The organism is Ferruginibacter profundus, assembly GCF_054783275.1.
In genome coordinates this window covers 1,605,739-1,624,331 of the sequence record NZ_BAAGQW010000002.1, presented here as the reverse complement: position 1 = coordinate 1,624,331, position 18,593 = coordinate 1,605,739, and the positions used below count along the sequence as shown (strand labels likewise).

Below are 18,593 nucleotides of genomic sequence, written 5' to 3'. Positions count from 1 at the left end.
TATTACATTATGAAACAACAACCCTGGATAGGTAACCGGACCATTGATGTGTTGTTTATTCTGCTGCCCCCGTTTGTAAGCCTGCTCATTATTTTTCTTTTTCCACAGCTATTCCGGGATGTAAAAGCCATGCCCGATGCCGGTTGGGTAATTTTAATTTTACTGATTGATGTGGCACATGTGTACACCACTTTGTTCCGCACATACTTTGATGCCGGTGCTTTTAAAAAGCAACGCTTTATTTTATCAGCCATTCCATTTGTTGGTTTTATAGCAGGTGTAATGGCCTATTCTATCAGTAGTATTTTCTTCTGGAGGTTGCTGGCTTATGTTGCGGTCTTTCATTTTATACGGCAGCAATATGGATTTATGAGGGTATATAGCCGTAAAGAAATTACCGGGCGATATGCTAAACTGGTAGATACGGTTACCATTTATTATGCCACTATTTACCCGGTTGCCTACTGGCATTTAAAAGGCCCGAGAAATTTTAATTGGTTTACCGACAACGACTTCGTTTATTTTAATGCCAATACAATACTTAACATTTTAACGGTGTTGTACTTTATTACGGTGTTGGTATTTATTGCCAAAGAAATTTATGGGTACGCAAAAAGCCGTAGGATCAATATACCAAAACTGGCGGTTGTAACGGGCACGTTAGTATCCTGGTATTTTGGTATTGTGTATTTTAATGGTGATATGGCATTCACTATTTTAAATGTAGTAAGTCATGGTATACCTTATATGGCTTTGATATGGATCTATGGAAGAAAGAATTATCAGCAACCGCAAAAAGGTAATCGCTTTCTTAAAATAGTGTTTAGTAAATACGGTATTCTTATTTTCCTGGCATTGATTTTTTTATTTGCTTTTGTAGAAGAAGGGTTATGGGATTTTATGGTTTGGAAAGAACATAGCCTGGTATTTAATTTCAGCAATTGGCCTGCAGTAAATATCAGCAATAAGGCTTTGAGTTTTATTGTGCCCTTACTGGCATTGCCACAAATAACGCACTATATTTTAGATGGCTTTATCTGGAAAATAAAAGAAGATAATTTTAAATGGAATAACGAAAACCGGTAGACTACATTTATGTGCCGTAAATAAAAACGCCGGTTTTAAGCCGGCGTTACTGTATAATTATTTATTTTCTCCGCTATTATTATTGGGATTGGGCCTTTGCTGATTCGGGTTAGGTCTTTGTGGTCCACGGTTTTGTGGCGGCCTTTGCTGTGGCCTGTTTTGTTGTCCGCCACCTTGTGGTGGTCTTCCCCCGGGTTGATTAGGCCTTTGTTGTTGTGGCTGGTTTGGTCGTTGCTGATTTTGGCCACCCCTGTTTTGCTGGTTACCACCGCCCCCTTGTTGCGGCCTGTTTCCTTGTTGTCCGCCGCCTTGTGGCCTGTTGCCCATTCCCTGTTGCCTGTTATCGCCTTGCCTGTTGCCTCCCTGCCTGTTGCCACCTTGCTGCCCACGTTCGTTCTCTCTTCTTTTGCGGCTGGTTTTTTCCAGGCTCTTTAAACTGATCTGCCCCACCACATCTGCATACACCGGTTCAATATCTTTTGGTTTACTGGTCACTATTTCCACAGGTTCCAGGTCTGCAGGGCGTACACCCTGCCTGTTTAATTCTTTAATTTTTTTAACCCTTTCAATCGTTAACGGATATTGTTTATTACTGTCGGGCATTGTATACCACATCAGGTTTTTAAAAATATCCTTCTTTACTAAAAAAGCACGGCTTCTTTCCATTTCCAGCATATCTGCATCGTCAGGAAAAAACTGTAAGGCATCCATATAAGTATCCAGTTCATAATTCAAACAACATTTTAAACGGCCGCATTGTCCGCTTAATTTGGTTTGATTAATGCTTAAATTCTGGTAACGGGCGGCGTTAGTATTTACACTTTTAAAATCAGTTAACCAGCTGCTGCAACACAATTCCCTTCCGCAACTGCCGATACCACCCACTTTGCCGGCTTCCTGGCGGGCGCCGATCTGGCGCATTTCTACTTTTACTTTAAACTCGGCCGCATATAATTTTATCAACTCACGAAAATCCACCCTGTCATCAGCAATATAAAAGAAAGTGGCTTTGCGGCCATCGGCCTGTATTTCCACTTCTGCCATTTTCATTTCTAAATTCAGCTGGCGGGCCATTGCACGGCTGCGTATCAATACCTGCGCTTCCCTGGCCTTGGTTTCCTTCATTTTTGCAATGTCGGTTTCGTTGGCACGGCGCAATACTTTTTTAATATCCGGGCTTTTCTCATCCACATTCCTTTTCTTCATCTGTAAACGCACCAACTCGCCGGTCATATTTACAGCGCCTACATCAAACCCACTGATGCCTTCCACAGCAATCATATCTCCTTTTTCGTAAAAATGCAGGGTATTATTTTTAAAGAAATCTTTGCGGCTGCCATTATTAAAACTCACTTCAATAATGCGGCAACTGCTTTCAGGGTCGCTGAAAGGTAAATTTGCCAGCCAGTCGTGTACATTCATTCGGTTGCAACCGCCGGTGCTGCAACTGCCATGACTCTGGCAGCCACCTGGTGCACCATCTTTTGTGCCGCATCCTCCACTTCCACATCCCATATAGACAACAATTAAGTGTTAGTTAAAAAATAAGGAGGAAATTTTTTTTGACCCGGGCAGAAGAATTACTATCGGCAGCATTGGCGTCGCACTCTTCAACTATATATTTCTATTCGGCAGGTACAGCTCAAAAATGGTATGCCGTACAAGTGAGTGACACAACGATGTTGATCAAAGATTATATGTTGATGACAAAATAATCGTTCCTAGTAATTGTCTGTTCCCCTGTTCAAATTCCTCAATTCACCAAAATTACTGATTTGTTGCTAATAATGTGGTATAACCTGATAGAAAGGGCATGGAAGAGCATTTTTGCATTAGCATTTCTTTCAATGTAGTAGCTGGCCTTGTCCAGTTCGTTGATAATGGCCTCCTGCTGGCCAATGCCACAGATCTTGTTCAGGCGCAACGCAAAATCATGGTCAGCAGTCTGTTGTGTATTATCCGAGTCGCCCAAAGCCCTTAACCGTACCGCCTGTTCCAGCAAATGAATAAAATATTTGAGGAATTGTTTTTGTTTTTCCCGGCCCAGTTTGGCAGTTTCGTCAATCCATTTTACCTGCGCTACAGGCCCGGTTTTTAAAATTGCGTTCAGCCAATCCCTTAACATAGCCTGCCAATCGTCTTCGGCATGTTGCAATAATTGCAGGGCTTCCCGGTAATTACCTTCGGCCAAAGCGGCAATCTGCCCCGCTTTTTCTATGTTAATACCTTCTTTTAATTCCAGGGCGGCTTCCACCTCTAAATTGGTGAGCAGTGGAATTTTTACCAACTGTGTTCGTGATAAAATGGTAGGGAGTATCTGCTCTTCGCTTTCTGCCACAAAAAGAAATAAGGTATTGGGTGGTGGTTCCTCAATCAGTTTTAATAATTTATTGCCCTCTTTACCCAAAAACTCGGGTTTCCACATAATGAGGATCTTATATTCACTTTCAAAACTTTTCAGGCTCATGGTGCGGTTAATATCATTGCATTCTGTTGCGGTGATATTACCCTGCTTGTTTTCGGCACCAATAAATTGTAACCAATCGTATACATTGCCATAAGGACTTTGCACCACAAACTCCCGCCACTCCTTTATAAAATCGGCACTGATGGGTTTTTCTCCCGCCTTTTTTGTAATAACCGGGTAACTGAAATGTATATCAGGATGAATTAATTCGGTAGCTTTTTTACAGGCTGCACATTCACCGCAACTGTCGTTGTACGTTGTTGGTTGCTCGTTTGCTGCCTGCACTTCTGGCTCTGGTTCTCCAAATAATGAAGCTCCGGCTGACGCTTGGCGATTCGCTATTGACGATTTACCGTTTACTTTTTCGCAAACAATATATTGTGCAAAAGCCATGGCCAGTTGCAAAGCGCCGCTGCCTTCTTTACCTAAAAATAATAAAGCATGGCTCAGGCGATTGTGCTGAATCATTTGTACCAATTGTTCTTTGGTATCTTTTTGGCCGGTGATGGAGTGGAATTGCATGAGGTGCAAAGATAAAGAAGAGCAGATGGAAATGAATTGTCTAAAATGTCCAGAAACGTTTTTTTTAGATCTATCCATAATGGCGGGCCATCATCGGTTAAAGCTGGCGTTGTTTTTTCTTTTAAAGAATGTGGGGTAATTATCCACTTGCCTGTTCGGTCTTTGTGTAATGTTCCGCTTTCGTACAATTCACCTTCTTTAATACCTGTAAGATTTGCCGGAGCGTATATCCAGATTTTATTGCCTTTAATTTTTATTTTACACTTACCATACATTTATTGTATTCCATATCGCAGTAGTTATAAGTATAAGTACCGCTTTTAGTAATTTGCGCAAAGGAAACAGAGGTAAGAATCAAGAGTAAAATGAGAATATAAATTTTCATACTCTAAAATAAATTAAAAAAAATCCGAAGCTTTTAAAACTTCGGATTTGAAAATTATTGTTTGCACTTATTATAACTTACTTGTCAGCTCTTCGCTCATCGGCTCAACCTTACTTGGGAAATAAGTAATTAAATGCCCGTTTTCATCCAGTAAAAACTTACCAAAATTCCATTTGATCTCAGCATCTAAAACACCGTTTTCACTTTTGCTGCACAACCATTTAAAAATAGGAGCAGTATCATCGCCTTTTACAGAAACTTTTGCTGCCATAGGAAATGTAACCCCGTAATTCTTTTTGCAGAATTCTTTTATTTCTGTGTTGGTGCCTGGTTCCTGTCCGCCAAAATTGTTGGCAGGAAAACCTACGATCACTAATTTATCTTTATACTTTTCGTACAATTTTTCCAGGCCTTCATATTGTGGTGTATAACCACATTTGGAAGCCGTATTCACTACCAGTATTTTTTTGCCTTTGTATTTTGCAAAATCGATAGTGCCGCCATCCAACGCCTCTACTTTAAACTCATAAATAGATTTTGCTGCTACCATAACATTGGTTTCAGGTGCATTTGTGTTTGGAGTGCTGTTATTGAATTGCGTGGCACAGGCAAGTGCGGCAGCAACAGTTAATAGTTTTATCATAATTTTTAAAGTTTACTTTTTAAATAACACATTTTTTAAAATATTGTTCGTGCAATTTTACTGCCAATTTGGTTCTGCAGCAGTACCGCTTATAAAAAATAATGTGTGGTTACTGTTTTTCATAACAACCTAAATCGGGTAAACCAACGTTTCGGTTGCCATCATCCAGGTCTTTTGTAAAACCTGTAGCTATGCCTTTATTGATTCCGGGGGCAGCATTGGTTTTGGTGATCCGGAAATCGTAGATGCGTTTACTGATATCAATACTGTCGAATTGAGGATACTGATTTTTAATATTGCCTGTTAAAGTGCTGTTGGCAGGGTCACTTTGCACCCGGTATAAATTCTTTTCAAAAAGCACATTAAAGGTATTGCTGCCTTGTTTGTTTACCACTACTTCATTATTTACAAAGCCGGTATCGGCCCAAAATATACAGTTACGGAATGTGGCGTTTAAATTGGCTGTAACAGTAGCACCGCCCTGTGTTGCAAAATTACTCACTGTTAACACCGGGTTTTTGTGCAGGAGGTACAGATTTGAAAAACTGGCCACCGTGCAATGGGTAAAATTATATTCGCCGCCATATATTAAAGCAATATTACTGCCGCAATTGCTGATTAAACTATTATTGGCATAAATGCTTGTATTGGCTGCCAGCACACCGGCATCGTAAGCATTGTCAATAATACATTGTTGCAAAATAAGTTTCGGGTTGGTATTCACCGACGGGCTTGTTGCAACTACGGCCTGGTAGGCATTTTTAATAACTGCAAATTTCAACACATTGTTTTTACTGTTGCCACGGAAATAAATACCGGGCCATCCTGCCGGCAGGTCTTTATATTCATTATCAAGGCGGTCGCCAGCAAAAACCACTTCATTGTTTTTTGTGCCATTGATAATAAGTGTGCCATCTACAATAAAAGGAGCATCAGCATGGCTGTAAATTTTTGTGCCCGGCTGAATGGTTAATGCTGCCGTGGTATCAATGCGCAGGCTTTTTAAAATTACAAATGGTAAAGTGTTGGTCCAGGTTACATTGCCAGTAATTACTTTATTGGTAAGATAAATAGCATTCTGCCCGTAAGCCTGTAATTGTACAAAACGGTCGTTACCATTGTAGTTAATTAAAATACTGTCGCTTACAATAAAAGGAAGATTGGCAGCATTAGGGTTAATGGTTACCGATGCAAAAACATAGATGCTATCATTGGCTTCAATTTCTATATTATTTAATTCTGTAGCAGCGGTGCCATTTACATTTATTTTAAAGGCAGATGCAGTGCCGCCCATTAATTTTACTTTACTTAATCTCAGCTTCTGGCTGTTTTCATTAATGATCTTAAACGATTTGGTGATAGAGCCGGTGGTGGTGAAAACAGTATCGTATTTTAAAGAATCTGCGGTAATAGTAAGCCTGGCTTCTGCACTGGTAATGAAGGAATCTTTTTTGCAGGAAGAAAGCAAAAAGCAAAAAGCAGAAAGCAAAAAGCAGAAAGCCCGGGATTTATTCATAATTCAAATTTAAACCAAAACTATTTAGCAGCGTGTGCTAATGTGGCAATATATAATTTTACACCTTCTGTTTGCAGTAATACGCTGCCACAGGCTTCCAAAGTAGCGCCGGTGGTTACCACATCATCTACCAGCAAAATATTTTTACCTTTTACAATTGCCGGATCTCTAACTACAAAGCTTCCTTCCACATTCTCCCATCTTTCTGTACGATGTTTACGGGTTTGTGTTTCGGTAAAACGCTGTCGGATAATATTGTCTTTTAAAACCGGCACATTCATAACCTCAGAAACGCCATTGCAGATTATTGCAGCCTGGTTATAACCTCTTTTACGTTCTTTATCCGGATAAAGTGGTAACGGAACCAGGTAGTCAATATTGTTAAAACGTTTGCTTTGGAGTAAACTGGTGCCCATCAATTCGCCTAAATAAAAACCAATGGCGGTATTATTTTTATATTTCAGTTGATGAATAAGATGCTGCAATAAAGTTTCTTTGGCAAAATAAAACTGGCTGTGTGCGGCAGTAACCGGTATACGCCCCCAGAATATTTTTTCTACCGGGTTATTATTAAATTGAGCAAAATCAGTGTGTGGCAGATCGTTGATGCAATGTAAACAGAGTAGATTATTGTCCTCCAGTAAATCGCTGCCGCAACCCGTGCATACATGTGGGTAGAAAAGGTGAAGGGTAGAGGAGAGTATGTTTTTTAAAGATTGCATAAACTTAAGTCTCGGGTTGAAGAAAATAATTTTCAATATTCAATTTTCAATGCTCAATGTTCAATGAAATACATCTGCATTTTATGTTGAGTATTTTGCTTAAATACATGGCATGCCCTCCTCAAGTTTATCAAAACAAATACTGATACACTTCCTCCACTTTCCCCAACGCCACAATCTCAATATTAGTTTTTTGTTTGGGTAAACTTTTAGCATTGTACTTACTTACAATAATTTTTTCAAAGCCTAATTTTTCTGCTTCAGCAATGCGTTGTTCAATTCTGTTAACGGCTCTTATCTCTCCACTCAATCCAACTTCACCGGCAAAGCAGATCAGTTGCGGCAGTGGCACATCTTCATAGCTGCTGAGCAATGCACATACAATAGCGAGATCAATAGAAGGGTCTTCAATCTTTAAACCGCCGGCAATATTTACAAACACATCTTTTACTCCAAAATGAAAGCCACCACGTTTTTCAAGCACGGCTAATAATAATTGTAAGCGGCGCAGATCGAAACCACTTACAGTACGTTGCGGCGTACCATACACACTTTGCGTAACCAATGCCTGTGTTTCAATCAGCAATGGCCGCATACCTTCAATAGTGGCAGCAATGGCAATACCACTGAGTGCATCTTCTTTTTGGGTAATTAAAATTTCGCTGGGGTTGGTTACTGCTCTCATGCCATCACCGGTCATTTCGTAAATACCTAACTCTGCAGTAGAGCCAAAACGGTTTTTTAAAGTTCTTAAAATACGATACGCATAATGGCGGTCGCCTTCAAACTGTAATACCGTATCCACCATATGTTCTAAAATTTTGGGCCCCGCTATATTGCCATCCTTGGTAATATGGCCAATTAAAAAAACCGGGGTATTGGTTTCTTTTGCAAACCGTTGCAGTTCTGCAGCCGTTTCTCTTATCTGGCTGATGCTGCCCGGCCCGCTCTCTACAAAGGGAGATTGTAATGTTTGTATAGAATCAACAATAACTAATTGTGGTTTTAATTTTTTTACTTCCTGGAAAATAGTTTTAGTATCAGTTTCGGTAAGTAAATAAAAGTTCTCGCTTTTAATACCCACTCTGTCGGCACGCATTTTAATCTGCTGCTCACTCTCTTCTCCACTTATATATAATGTAACCACATCTTTCAGTTGCAAACCAATTTGTAAAAACAACGTAGACTTTCCAATACCCGGTTCGCCGGCAACCAGAACAATGCTACCCATTACAATACCACCACCAAGCACACGATTTAATTCTGTGTCCTGGGTAAGAATTCTTTTTTCTTCGGCACTGCTTACTTCGTTGATGGAAATGGTTTTTATTTTTCCATCTCTTTTATAATCTGCCCATTCATCTTTTTCTTTTTTATCGCTGCCTTTAACAATTACCTCTTCCACAAAAGTGTTCCAGTTATTACAGCTTGGGCATTTGCCTAACCACTTTGCACTTTCATAGCCACAGCTCTGGCAAAAAAATGCCGACTTAGTTTTACTCATGTTGTAAAGTTAACGGAGGATTTGAAATTGAAAATTTTAGATTTATAAAATCAGTTTGCGGATCATTATCACAAAAAATGAAGTAGAAAATATTTTAGGTATGGTTGTACGATATTTTAAAATTACAAACCAATTTTGGTAACGACTGAAAAGTAAAAGGGCTATCATTTCTGATAGCCCTTTATACTTACTAACCCATTAAATTCTATTGCTAAATTACAATTTAAGGCCACATAAAAAAATATATTTTGAGCGATGTTGATAAGTTATGCGTTTAATAAAGGCCGGGGCGGGCAACCAAAGAAGAGTTTTAAAGTGATGATAATCAGTGTATTACAAACCAATTTTGGAGAGAAGAATACTGCAAAATGCAAGGTTAAGAAAAAATTATTTCTGCAAAATATTTGGTTTATAAAATAAACTACTTTACGTTTGTGTAAAATTTAGAAGGATGAAAAATTGGTTTACTTTACTGCTTACGGTGTTGATTTTTTCGGCAAATGCCCAGGTTAAAATCAGCGGTAAAGCGTTGGATAATAAGAACAAACCGTTGGCTGGCGTTAGTATAGTATTAAAAAATACATATGACGGAGCCACCACAGATTCGCTGGGTAACTTCTCTTTTACCACCACCGAAAAGGGTGAGCAGGTTCTTGAGGCCAGCTCGTCCGGTTACAGAACTTTTGAACAAAAACTAACCATTGGTACTATAGATATTACAATTTCTGCTACTTTGAAGGAACTGGTAACCGAGCTAAAAGCTGTTGTAATTTCAACAGGCTCATTTGAAGCAAGCGATAAGAAGAAAGGAGCTGTTTTAACCGATATTGATGTGGTAACCACTCCAAGTGCCAACGGCGACGTAACAGCGGCCTTTAAATCGCTGCCAGGTGCCCAGCAGGTGGGCGAAAGCGAGGGCTTGTTTGTAAGAGGTGGTACGGCAACTGAAAGTAAGATCTTTATTGACGGTACACAGGTAAATAATTTTTTCTACAGCGGTACACCCGGCGTAGCACAAAGGGGAAGGTTTAACCCGTTTTTATTTAAGGGCACGGTATTTAGTACCGGGGGCTACTCGGCTTTATATGGCCAGGCTTTATCATCGGCCTTAATTTTAGAAAGCAAGGACCTGCCCGAAAAAAGCGAAGCGGATCTTGGCGTGAGTGTGGTGGGCGTGGGTGGCGGTATTCAGCATTTGGCAAAAGATAAAAAAAGCAGCTGGGGCTTTAGCGGCAACTATACCAACCTGTGGTTAGCATTTAATGTAATTAAACAAAAACTGGATTATTTTAAAATACCGGTGATCATTGATGGTGATGCTAACTTCCGTTTTAAAACAAAGGGTGGTGGCATGGTAAAATTCTTCTCTTATGTAAGCAGCACCAATGTGGGCAGTCGCAACAATGATATTGATTCTGTTAGTATGAAAGATGCATTTACACTGGGTAATTTTAACCAGTACCATAATATCAGCTGGAAGCAACCACTAAAGAACAAATGGAAACTGAATGCCGGCATTTCTTACAGTACCAATAAAAATGACATTGATAACGAATTGCAGAATGCCAGTAATGTAAAACAGGTGATTACCACACCAATGTTTTATGCGTTTAAAAATTTCTCTCTTACTACCAACGGTAATTTTTTGCAGAACAGGATTGTGCTGGATAAAAAGTTAAGTGGTTTAAGTGCAGTACGCTTTGGAACGGAAGTAAGTGTGAGTAACGAAAAATCTTCTTATACATTATATGATGGCACAAAGTACAGCCAGGCCGTAAAAGAAACTATGGCTGCAGTTTTTGCGGAATCAGATATTTACATCACCAATACTTTAGCAGCAAAATTGGGAGTGCGTACCGAACATTCTCACCTGTTGAATAAATGGAATGTAGCGCCAAGAGCTTCATTGGCTTACCAGTTGAGTAAGAACAGTTCTGCAGGATTTGCCTATGGTATTTTTTATCAGAACCCCGAAACAAAATATTTACCCAGCAGCAGTTTGTTGAATTTTTCGCAGGCAGCGCATTATATTTTGCAATACCAGATGCAAACCGGCGTACAAACTTTGCGGATGGAATTGTTCTATAAAAAATATACAGACCTGTACAAAACGGGCTATACCACAAACGGGCAGGAAACAGCAAGCAGCAATTCCGGATCGGGTTACGCAAAAGGCTTTGAACTTTTTTGGAGAGATAAAAAAACTATTAAGAACGTTGATTACTGGATATCTTATTCTTATTTAGATACCAAAAGGGATTTTTTAAACTTCCCTTCTTTAATACAACCCTCATTTGCTGCAAAGCATACGGCGGCCTTTGTTTTCAAGAAATTTTTCCTGCCCTGGAAAACACAGTTTAACCTGAGCTATAATTTTGCAACCGGAAGGCCTTATTACCGTATTGCCTATGATAATGTTCAGCAGAAAAATGTATTTACTGATATGGGTACCACCATTAATTATAACAGTTGCAGCTTTAGTGTAAATTACCTGCCTACTATTGGCAGAAAAGATACCAAAAACTTTGCGGTGTGGGTATTAGGAATTAACAATGTATTCGGGCAAAAACAGGTCTTTACCTACAATTATTCCAACGATGGCAGCCGCAAAGAGCCGGTAACGCCACAGAGTAAACGATTTGTATTTATAGGTTGTTTCCTGAGCTTTGGCACCGACAGAACACAGGACGCCATTAATAATAATTTGTAAAAATTAAAGTATAGCCATTTAATTTTTTTAAAATTAAAATCACATTATGTCACACTATCGTCAACCTGCTCCCGAAGGAAAGGACCCTGAACTTTGGGAGATTGCACAAAAAAGAGCCGGTTTTAAAAATCACCTGATCGTTTATATAATTGTGAATGCATTTTTATGGGGCATCTGGTTTGTTACCGGGAACCAGCACAGGATATTTGATGGAAGGGAATGGGATATGCATCGTTATCCATGGCCTATATGGACCACTTTAGGCTGGGGCATCGGCGTGGCCTTTCATTTTGCAGGCGCTTATATTTTTCCTAAAACAAATTCGGTGGAAAAGGAATATCAGAAATTAAAAAATCAGCAAAACAAATAAATCAAAACTTAAAACATACAACAATGAAAAAGTTAATTATCGTTTCGGCTTTATTATCCGTTTCTTTTTTATCATTTAGCCAGAGTGATAAATATGTGGCTGCCATGAAAAAAAATCTGGCAGCTATTGATACCAGTTTTCAAAATCCTTCAAGCCTTTTAGCACTGGCCAATAATTTTGAAAGAATTGCAACAGCAGAAAAAAATCAATGGCTGGCCTATTATTATGCCGCATTCTGCCAGGTTAATTATGGTTTTATGTTGCAGGATAAAGATAAAGTGGATGGTTTTGCTGATAAGGCAACAGACCTTATTAATAAAGCTGATTCATTGATGCCCAATAATTCGGAGATCTCCTGTATTAAAAGTATGATCGCAAGCTGCCACATGATGGTAAACCCGATGCAACGCTGGCAGGAGTATGGTGCAGAAAGTAATGGTAATATGGAAAAAGCCATGGAGCAGGACCCTAATAACCCAAGGCCTTATTACTTAAAAGGACAAGGTTTAAAATATACACCAGAGCAATTTGGCGGTGGTTGTAAAACTGCAAAACCTGCATTACAAACTGCATTGGATAAATATGCTACTTTTAAACCAGCCAGTGAATTAGATCCTAACTGGGGTAAAACACAGGTGGAGATGTTGATCAAAACCTGTAATTAATTTAGTTTAGGAGTTTAGAAGTTTAGGGTTTAGCACTAAACCCTAAACCCTAAACTTCTCAACTTCTAAACCTCTAAACTCCTAAACCAACACCATCATGGAAGAGGAAAATTTTTCGCCGCAAGACAGCCTTCAGTTAATACAATCAATGATTGCAAAAACCCGTAGGGATATGGGTGATAACAGCAGTCATTTTTTGCTTTGGGGCTGGGTAACTTTTGCAGCCTGCACCGGACAGTTTATTTTAAAAAATATACTGAACTACGAAAAACATTACCTGGTATGGTTGCTGATAATTCCTGCAATTATTTTCAGTGCATACTTAGGCATAAAAGAAGGTAAAAAGAGAGAAGCCAAAACTTATATTGGTGAGAGTATGAAATATTTGTGGATGGGTATGGGTATCAGTTATTTTGTGTTGAGTATGATATTGAGTAAGATGGGCTGGGATACCAATATTTTTCCTTTCTTTATTTTATTATATGGATTGGGTACATTTATTTCGGGCATGTTACTTCAGTTTAAGCCACTGGTGTTTGGTGGCTTGTGTGCATGGGTACTGGCAATAGTGGCTACTTATTTTAATTACGATTACCAGATGTTGTTTGGAGCTGCAGCCATATTAGTGAGTTATATTGTACCGGCTTATATGTTACGCAGTAAAAATAAATCAGCAAAACAATAATTTTATTTATGTCCGAAGCAGAAGATATATTATCCGAACAGGAGAGCCTGCGGTTGATACAGCAGATGATCCACAAAGCAAAGAACAGTTATCATGATACAGGCATCGGGCCTATCTTATGGGGCAGTGTAATAAGCTTGTGCAGCCTGGTTACGTTTTTCCAGATCAAATACCAGTTTGGTCTACCATTTGATATCTGGTTGCTGACACTGATTGCCATTGTGCCACAGGTTTTTATTGCTGTTAAAGAAGGCCGTACCAGTAAAGTAAAAGGGTACGACGACAGGATAATGGATACGGTATGGATATGTTTTGGTATCTCCATCTTCCTGCTCATATTTATCAATGCCAATATTGTTCGTGAGCTTAATCCTGTTTTTCAAACTTATATTGATGTAAAAGGCACAAAGCCGCAATTTAATTACAGCAGCTTCAGCACCTCTTTCTTTTTATTATTATACGGCATTCCTACAATTATAACGGGTGCCTGCAGAAATATGCGGCCAATGTTTTACGGCGGCATTATCTGCTGGATATGTTGCATTATTTCGGTATTTACAAAAACAGATTGGGATATGATCTTAACGGCTGTAGCTGCTATGTCGGCATGGCTGATTCCTGGCATAATTATCCGCAGTAATTTTTTAAAGAACAGCAAGGCCAATGTTTAAAGAACTGGATCCTATATTACATTCTCAATTACGGTTGGCAGTTATCAGTTTACTGATAAGTGTTAAGGAAGCGGAGTTTACTTTTCTTAAAGAAAAAACAAATGCTACCGCAGGTAATTTAAGTGTGCAGGTCAATAAATTAAAAGATGCAGGTTATATTGATGTAACCAAACAATTCAGTAATAACTATCCCCAAACTATTTGCAGGATCACTCCTAAAGGTATTGATGCTTTTGAACAATATGTAAAAGCACTGCAATCGTATATGAATCCTAACGGAAAATAAAAAGCCCCTTCCTTTGCAGGAAAGAGCTTTTGTTTGTGCTTGGTTATCAAAAGAATTTTATAATATCATTTCCAGATAAGTAATTTAGAACTGAAGCTTTCGTTGTTGGTTGTTAAACGGATTGTATAATAGCCTTCACTTAACGAAGTAATATTGTTTACAATAATGGTGTTATTACCTTCCAGCAAAGAAGCCTGTTGCTTTAATACTAATTTACCTGCGGCGTCAAAAACAGTAATATCTCCGGAGCCTGCTTTTTTAGTGATCACTTTTATTTGTGCATGGCTGTTGGAAGGATTGGGTGATATCAGCATTTCATTCCCTTTAGGGCCGGCAATTTTTACAATTACGGTATTGGTAAGTTTCATGCTGTACTCAAGATCAGCAATCCTTATCCTGTAATAAATGTACCTGGAATTAAAAGTTGCAACATCATCTGTAAAACTATACTCCTGTGTAGAAGTTAAATTATTGGCTTTTACATTTCCTGCCACTTCAAAATTTACACCATCAAAACTTCTTTGTATTTCGTAGCTGTCAAGATTATGTTCCTGCAGGCTCGTCCATGTAACTGTTGTTTTTCCGGCCGCATAGCTGGCAGCAAAATCTACTAATGAAACAGGCAGTGGCCCGGCTACAGGTAAATTAAAGCAACCAAAGCGAACACCATAATCTCCGGCAGGTTGACTATTAATGCTGTTGCAATTAACACCGGGTGCTTTATAATCGTAACCCAGCCTGAATGAAATGGTAGTTTGTAAATTATTGTACACAGATTTTTCTATCACCTCTGTACATCCTGCCACTCCGGTTCTTTCCGCTGTGCTTCCATAAGTTACCAGCCAGCCGCCAACATTTCCACCTTGCAATAATTCAGTTTTTACGGCATTATAATTTGCAGGGTCAAAAGCATTAACTTTTACATAGCTCATTTCTTTATACCAGCCATTATTGCCAACAGTAAAACCATCCAGATCAAAGTTCAGCAGGTTAAGATTGGCCACAGCCATTTCTGTACCTGTTACCGGGGCTCCGCTGCCACTGCTGTGCGTATAAAATTTAATGCTGAATTCAACATACCCGGAACGATTGGTGCAGGAAAGTTGTTGATCGGGTATAATATGTGGTGAGAACAAAGAAGCGCCGCTGCCTGCAACACCAGTTTCTGTAGCAATTGCATCATCATCAATAGCAGAACCGCCTGCGCCTGCTAAAGCAGCATTTACGATAGCATCGATAGAAATTACGGCGTCTAAGTTTAAAGCGGGGATAGCATTGCTGAATTTATATTTAGCCCCTGCGGTTAAAGGGCTGCCCGTTCCCGGTAATTGTATTGCATTTCTAAAATCTGAACTAACAGATTTGGCCGGGTCGCAAATATCAAAGCCTGACGTAGTGCAGGTTTGAGCAGTGGCAATACAACTTATGACTATTGCTATTGCCAGGGTAAAGATTTTTTTCATCTTGTGCGATTTACGGTATATAAGTGTACAAAGGTTAATACAGTCAATAATAAACGCCAGGGAAGATCACAGCATAGTGGATAAGAAAGCAACCTGCATGGCCAGCATAAAATGATATTTCATTTTTAATGACTACTGCAATTAAATTGATCTGTGGGGATGTGTGGTTGAATCAAGAATACGGGTAAGTGGGTAAGCAGAAACAAACATAGCGCATTTTTTGAGGCTGTGCAAGTTTTTTCAGCTCTTTTTTAACCGGCTGCTGTACTTTTGCGAACAAATAGCTCTTTAATCCGTTTTACCTTTACTCATATTATTATATTATGCCGGCATTACTCAGTGTTACTAAACTCTCCAAAAAATTTAAAGACCTGATAGCAGTGGATGATCTTTCTTTTACTGTTAATGAGGGCGATGTATATGGTTTTTTAGGTCAAAATGGTGCCGGTAAATCCACCACTATAAGAATGTTATTGTCGCTGATAAAACCCAGTTCCGGCGAAATAGAAATCTTTGGTAAAAACCTTTTTACGCATCGCAGTGAAATTTTAAGGGAAACCGGCGCTGTAATAGAAAAACCCGACCTGTATAAATATCTATCAGCTTACCAGAACCTTTTCATTTTTGCTAAAATGAGCGGTATTAAAGTTACCCGACGGTTATTAATGGAACAATTAGAGATGGTTGGCCTTGCTGAAAGGGCAAACAGTAAAGTAAAAACCTTTAGCCAGGGAATGAAACAGCGTTTAGGCATTGCAGTGGCATTGGTGCATAACCCACGCCTGATTGTTTTAGATGAACCTACCAATGGATTAGATCCCCAGGGCATTGCCGATATGCGTAACCTGATTTTAAAACTTAGTAAAGAGATGGGTAAAACCATTGTAGTATCTTCTCATTTATTAAGTGAGATAGAAATTATAGCGAATCGTATCCTCATCATCAATAAGGGAAGAAAAATAGTAGAGGGCAATGCGGCACAATTACTGGATCCTGCAAAAACAATTGTGCAAATAGATACTTTAAATAACACTGAAGCAAGAAATAAACTGGTGCAATCTAAATGGGCATCATTTGTCATGCCTTCGGCAGATACTATAAAAATGCAAATGAATAAAAATGGAATACCGGAACTTACTAATGATATGACTGCAATGAATATCGGTATATTATCCATACAGCCCAGGCATTCTTTGGAAGATTATTTTTTATCACTTACAACCCAGCACCATGTGGACACTGTTAAAAATTGAGTTGTACAAAATTTCTAAAAGGCCCCGTACTTATATTGCTTTTATAGCAATTGCAGCAATAGCTTTTATTTTTCAATTTGCATTTAAAGCAGATGGACAGAATTATATGGACATGATGCTGCAAAGTGTGAAAGATACTTTTGAATTTGAAAGAGTAAAAGCTATTAACGGGTATTTTATGTGTTACATTATTTTGAACACATTACTGATACAGGTGCCGATATTGGTTGCATTAATTGCTGCCGATTCTATTTCGGGTGAGGCTAATATGGGTACGTTGCGGCTACTGATATCAAAACCGATAAGCCGGACACAATTAATTTTAGTAAAATTTGCTGCAGCAACCATATTTACTATTTTATTACTGCTGTGGATGGCGGTAACTTCTCTTGTATTCAGCCTTATGATATTTGGCGCCGATGATATGCTCATCTTCCGGTCCAAGGGTGAAGAATCGCAGATACTGCTGATTACAAAAGATGATATTGTGTGGCGATATGTTGCTGCATTTGCTTACGCAACGGTAGCACTTACTGTTATTGCAGCACTGTCTTTATTTCTTTCCATTTTTGCCGAAAATTCTATCGGGCCAATTATAGCCACCGTATGTATTGTTATTGTATGTACCATTATCTCTAATATTAATGTGCCCATCATTGATAAAAATGTAAAACCGTTTTTATTTACATCCTATTTGGTAGGATGGAAGGGATTCTTTTATATTGGTACCACAGAGGATGGGGAAACCATAAAGGGAAGTATTGAAAACTGGCCTGCAATCCAAAGAAGCCTGCTGATCTTACTGGCTCATATTTTTATCCTGGTATCGGCATCTGTAATTGTTTTTAAAAGAAAAGATATTTTATCGTAACATGAAAAAAATAAAATCCGTTGTTATATTGCTCTTCATTTGCAGCCCTTTGTGTTCTTTAGCGCAAGATGTTACCGCCCTGGTACAAAAAGTAAAAGCCAAAATTGAGAAGGTAAATGATTATGAGGCCGCAGGTAAAATGAAAACCAATGTAACCTTTTTAAAAATTCCTGTAGCCACAGTAAAAATTTATTTTAAAAAGCCTAACCGGCTTAAAATAAAAAATGAAAAGGGCATTTCATTTGTACCCAAAGGTGCCGTTAATATAAACCTGAATAGTATTATCAGCGGTGGTAAGTTTACTGTGCTGGATGCCGGTACAGATAAGATTGGAAACACAACTGTAAAAGTGGTAAAATTATTACCGGAAGATGATAATGCAGATGTCGTTTTATCTACTTTATATATTGACGAAGCCAACCTGGTTATTCTTAAAGCAAAAACCACTACCAGGGAAAACGGTAGTTATGAATTGGGGATGAGCTATGGAAAATATATCGACTATGGGCTTCCGGATAAAATAATTTTCTCTTTTAATACTAAGGATTATAAACTACCCAAAGGAGTAACTTTTGATTTTGATGATGGTAGCGAACCTAAAAAAGCAGAAGATAAAACAAAAGGGAAAAAAGGCAGGGCCGAGATCAGCATCAGTAGTTATACTGTTAATAAAGGTATTGCCGATTCAGTGTTTCAATAAATGCCATAGTAGTCTTAATCGTTCAACAATTTATTGCTAAATAAAAACTCCCGGAGAATTTCATTTCTTCGGGA

The 18,593-nt window shown here is 38.7% G+C and carries 17 protein-coding genes; 10 read left to right on the top strand and 7 right to left on the bottom strand.

The annotated features are described in order from the left end of the window. Positions 1-9 precede the first annotated feature (9 nt). A complete protein-coding gene (locus ACYVM0_RS16960) occupies positions 10-1,086 on the top strand; it encodes a hypothetical protein (protein ID WP_460558846.1) in 1,077 nt (358 codons plus the stop codon). Between the two features lie 57 nt (positions 1,087-1,143). Here ACYVM0_RS16960 and ACYVM0_RS16955 read toward each other — a convergent pair whose 3' ends face one another. From ACYVM0_RS16955 to radA, 6 genes are all read right to left on the bottom strand, one after another. Then, positions 1,144-2,601 (bottom strand): PSP1 domain-containing protein, encoded by a 1,458-nt coding sequence (locus tag ACYVM0_RS16955; RefSeq protein WP_460558844.1) that lies wholly within the window; start codon positions 2,599-2,601, stop codon positions 1,144-1,146. A 238-nt stretch (positions 2,602-2,839) separates the two neighbouring features. After that, positions 2,840-4,075 (bottom strand): DNA polymerase III subunit, encoded by a 1,236-nt coding sequence (locus tag ACYVM0_RS16950; RefSeq protein ID WP_460558842.1) that lies wholly within the window; start codon positions 4,073-4,075, stop codon positions 2,840-2,842. 455 nt (positions 4,076-4,530) lie between these two features. Next, positions 4,531-5,103 (bottom strand): glutathione peroxidase, encoded by a 573-nt coding sequence (locus tag ACYVM0_RS16945; RefSeq protein ID WP_460558840.1) that lies wholly within the window; start codon positions 5,101-5,103, stop codon positions 4,531-4,533. Positions 5,104-5,212: 109 nt separating this feature from the next. Beyond that, the gene (locus ACYVM0_RS16940) at positions 5,213-6,619 is read right to left on the bottom strand and encodes a hypothetical protein (protein ID WP_460558838.1); all 1,407 of its coding nucleotides are present in this window, start codon (positions 6,617-6,619) and stop codon (positions 5,213-5,215) included. Between the two features lie 20 nt (positions 6,620-6,639). Continuing rightward, complete coding sequence (locus tag ACYVM0_RS16935) at positions 6,640-7,341, bottom strand: ComF family protein (RefSeq protein ID WP_460558836.1); 702 nt, start codon at positions 7,339-7,341, stop codon at positions 6,640-6,642. 130 nt (positions 7,342-7,471) lie between these two features. Beyond that, positions 7,472-8,845 carry a DNA repair protein RadA gene (gene radA / locus ACYVM0_RS16930; protein ID WP_460558834.1) on the bottom strand — a complete coding sequence of 458 codons (1,374 nt, stop codon included), beginning with the start codon at positions 8,843-8,845 and terminating at the stop codon, positions 7,472-7,474. Between the two features lie 451 nt (positions 8,846-9,296). Between radA and ACYVM0_RS16925 the strand changes: the two genes are divergently transcribed. The 6 genes from ACYVM0_RS16925 to ACYVM0_RS16900 all read left to right on the top strand — a co-directional run bounded on the left by ACYVM0_RS16925 (position 9,297) and on the right by ACYVM0_RS16900 (position 14,232). Next, complete coding sequence (locus tag ACYVM0_RS16925; protein WP_460558832.1) at positions 9,297-11,555, top strand: TonB-dependent receptor; 2,259 nt, start codon at positions 9,297-9,299, stop codon at positions 11,553-11,555. A gap of 46 nt (positions 11,556-11,601) precedes the next feature. Continuing rightward, positions 11,602-11,925 carry a 2TM domain-containing protein gene (locus ACYVM0_RS16920; RefSeq protein ID WP_460558830.1) on the top strand — a complete coding sequence of 108 codons (324 nt, stop codon included), beginning with the start codon at positions 11,602-11,604 and terminating at the stop codon, positions 11,923-11,925. Between the two features lie 23 nt (positions 11,926-11,948). Continuing rightward, positions 11,949-12,590, top strand: a complete 642-nt coding sequence (locus tag ACYVM0_RS16915) for a hypothetical protein (protein WP_460558828.1) — start codon at positions 11,949-11,951, stop codon at positions 12,588-12,590. Between the two features lie 97 nt (positions 12,591-12,687). Further along, positions 12,688-13,275 carry a hypothetical protein gene (locus ACYVM0_RS16910; protein WP_460558826.1) on the top strand — a complete coding sequence of 196 codons (588 nt, stop codon included), beginning with the start codon at positions 12,688-12,690 and terminating at the stop codon, positions 13,273-13,275. 8 nt (positions 13,276-13,283) lie between these two features. Beyond that, positions 13,284-13,946, top strand: a complete 663-nt coding sequence (locus ACYVM0_RS16905; protein ID WP_460558824.1) for a hypothetical protein — start codon at positions 13,284-13,286, stop codon at positions 13,944-13,946. After that, positions 13,939-14,232 carry a winged helix-turn-helix domain-containing protein gene (locus ACYVM0_RS16900; RefSeq protein WP_460558822.1) on the top strand — a complete coding sequence of 98 codons (294 nt, stop codon included), beginning with the start codon at positions 13,939-13,941 and terminating at the stop codon, positions 14,230-14,232. The genes ACYVM0_RS16905 and ACYVM0_RS16900 overlap by 8 nt, the downstream gene beginning before the upstream one ends. A gap of 65 nt (positions 14,233-14,297) precedes the next feature. Here ACYVM0_RS16900 and ACYVM0_RS16895 read toward each other — a convergent pair whose 3' ends face one another. Further along, entirely contained in the window at positions 14,298-15,695 is a 1,398-nt protein-coding gene (locus tag ACYVM0_RS16895) for a T9SS type A sorting domain-containing protein (protein ID WP_460558819.1), read from the bottom strand. 323 nt (positions 15,696-16,018) lie between these two features. On the opposite strand from ACYVM0_RS16895, the gene ACYVM0_RS16890 reads away from it, so the two are divergent. From ACYVM0_RS16890 to ACYVM0_RS16880, 3 genes are read left to right on the top strand one after another with little or no spacing between them, the layout of a single operon-like run. After that, entirely contained in the window at positions 16,019-16,948 is a 930-nt protein-coding gene (locus ACYVM0_RS16890; protein WP_460558817.1) for an ABC transporter ATP-binding protein, read from the top strand. Further along, positions 16,926-17,819: an ABC transporter permease gene (locus ACYVM0_RS16885; RefSeq protein WP_460558815.1), complete on the top strand. Its 894-nt coding sequence runs from the start codon at positions 16,926-16,928 to the stop codon at positions 17,817-17,819. Before ACYVM0_RS16890 ends, ACYVM0_RS16885 begins: the two co-directional genes overlap by 23 nt. Position 17,820: 1 nt before the next feature. Next, positions 17,821-18,519, top strand: a complete 699-nt coding sequence (locus ACYVM0_RS16880) for a LolA family protein (RefSeq protein WP_460558813.1) — start codon at positions 17,821-17,823, stop codon at positions 18,517-18,519. The last annotated feature ends 74 nt before the right edge of the window (positions 18,520-18,593 follow it).

Coding starts and splice junctions, on each gene's coding strand:
- ACYVM0_RS16960 (WP_460558846.1), top strand. CDS start 10: ATGAAACAACAACCCTGGATAGGTAACCGGACCATTGATGTGTTGTTT.
- ACYVM0_RS16955 (WP_460558844.1), bottom strand. CDS start 2,601: ATGGGATGTGGAAGTGGAGGATGCGGCACAAAAGATGGTGCACCAGGT.
- ACYVM0_RS16950 (WP_460558842.1), bottom strand. CDS start 4,075: ATGCAATTCCACTCCATCACCGGCCAAAAAGATACCAAAGAACAATTG.
- ACYVM0_RS16945 (WP_460558840.1), bottom strand. CDS start 5,103: ATGATAAAACTATTAACTGTTGCTGCCGCACTTGCCTGTGCCACGCAA.
- ACYVM0_RS16940 (WP_460558838.1), bottom strand. CDS start 6,619: ATGAATAAATCCCGGGCTTTCTGCTTTTTGCTTTCTGCTTTTTGCTTT.
- ACYVM0_RS16935 (WP_460558836.1), bottom strand. CDS start 7,341: ATGCAATCTTTAAAAAACATACTCTCCTCTACCCTTCACCTTTTCTAC.
- radA (WP_460558834.1), bottom strand. CDS start 8,845: ATGAGTAAAACTAAGTCGGCATTTTTTTGCCAGAGCTGTGGCTATGAA.
- ACYVM0_RS16925 (WP_460558832.1), top strand. CDS start 9,297: ATGAAAAATTGGTTTACTTTACTGCTTACGGTGTTGATTTTTTCGGCA.
- ACYVM0_RS16920 (WP_460558830.1), top strand. CDS start 11,602: ATGTCACACTATCGTCAACCTGCTCCCGAAGGAAAGGACCCTGAACTT.
- ACYVM0_RS16915 (WP_460558828.1), top strand. CDS start 11,949: ATGAAAAAGTTAATTATCGTTTCGGCTTTATTATCCGTTTCTTTTTTA.
- ACYVM0_RS16910 (WP_460558826.1), top strand. CDS start 12,688: ATGGAAGAGGAAAATTTTTCGCCGCAAGACAGCCTTCAGTTAATACAA.
- ACYVM0_RS16905 (WP_460558824.1), top strand. CDS start 13,284: ATGTCCGAAGCAGAAGATATATTATCCGAACAGGAGAGCCTGCGGTTG.
- ACYVM0_RS16900 (WP_460558822.1), top strand. CDS start 13,939: ATGTTTAAAGAACTGGATCCTATATTACATTCTCAATTACGGTTGGCA.
- ACYVM0_RS16895 (WP_460558819.1), bottom strand. CDS start 15,695: ATGAAAAAAATCTTTACCCTGGCAATAGCAATAGTCATAAGTTGTATT.
- ACYVM0_RS16890 (WP_460558817.1), top strand. CDS start 16,019: ATGCCGGCATTACTCAGTGTTACTAAACTCTCCAAAAAATTTAAAGAC.
- ACYVM0_RS16885 (WP_460558815.1), top strand. CDS start 16,926: ATGTGGACACTGTTAAAAATTGAGTTGTACAAAATTTCTAAAAGGCCC.
- ACYVM0_RS16880 (WP_460558813.1), top strand. CDS start 17,821: ATGAAAAAAATAAAATCCGTTGTTATATTGCTCTTCATTTGCAGCCCT.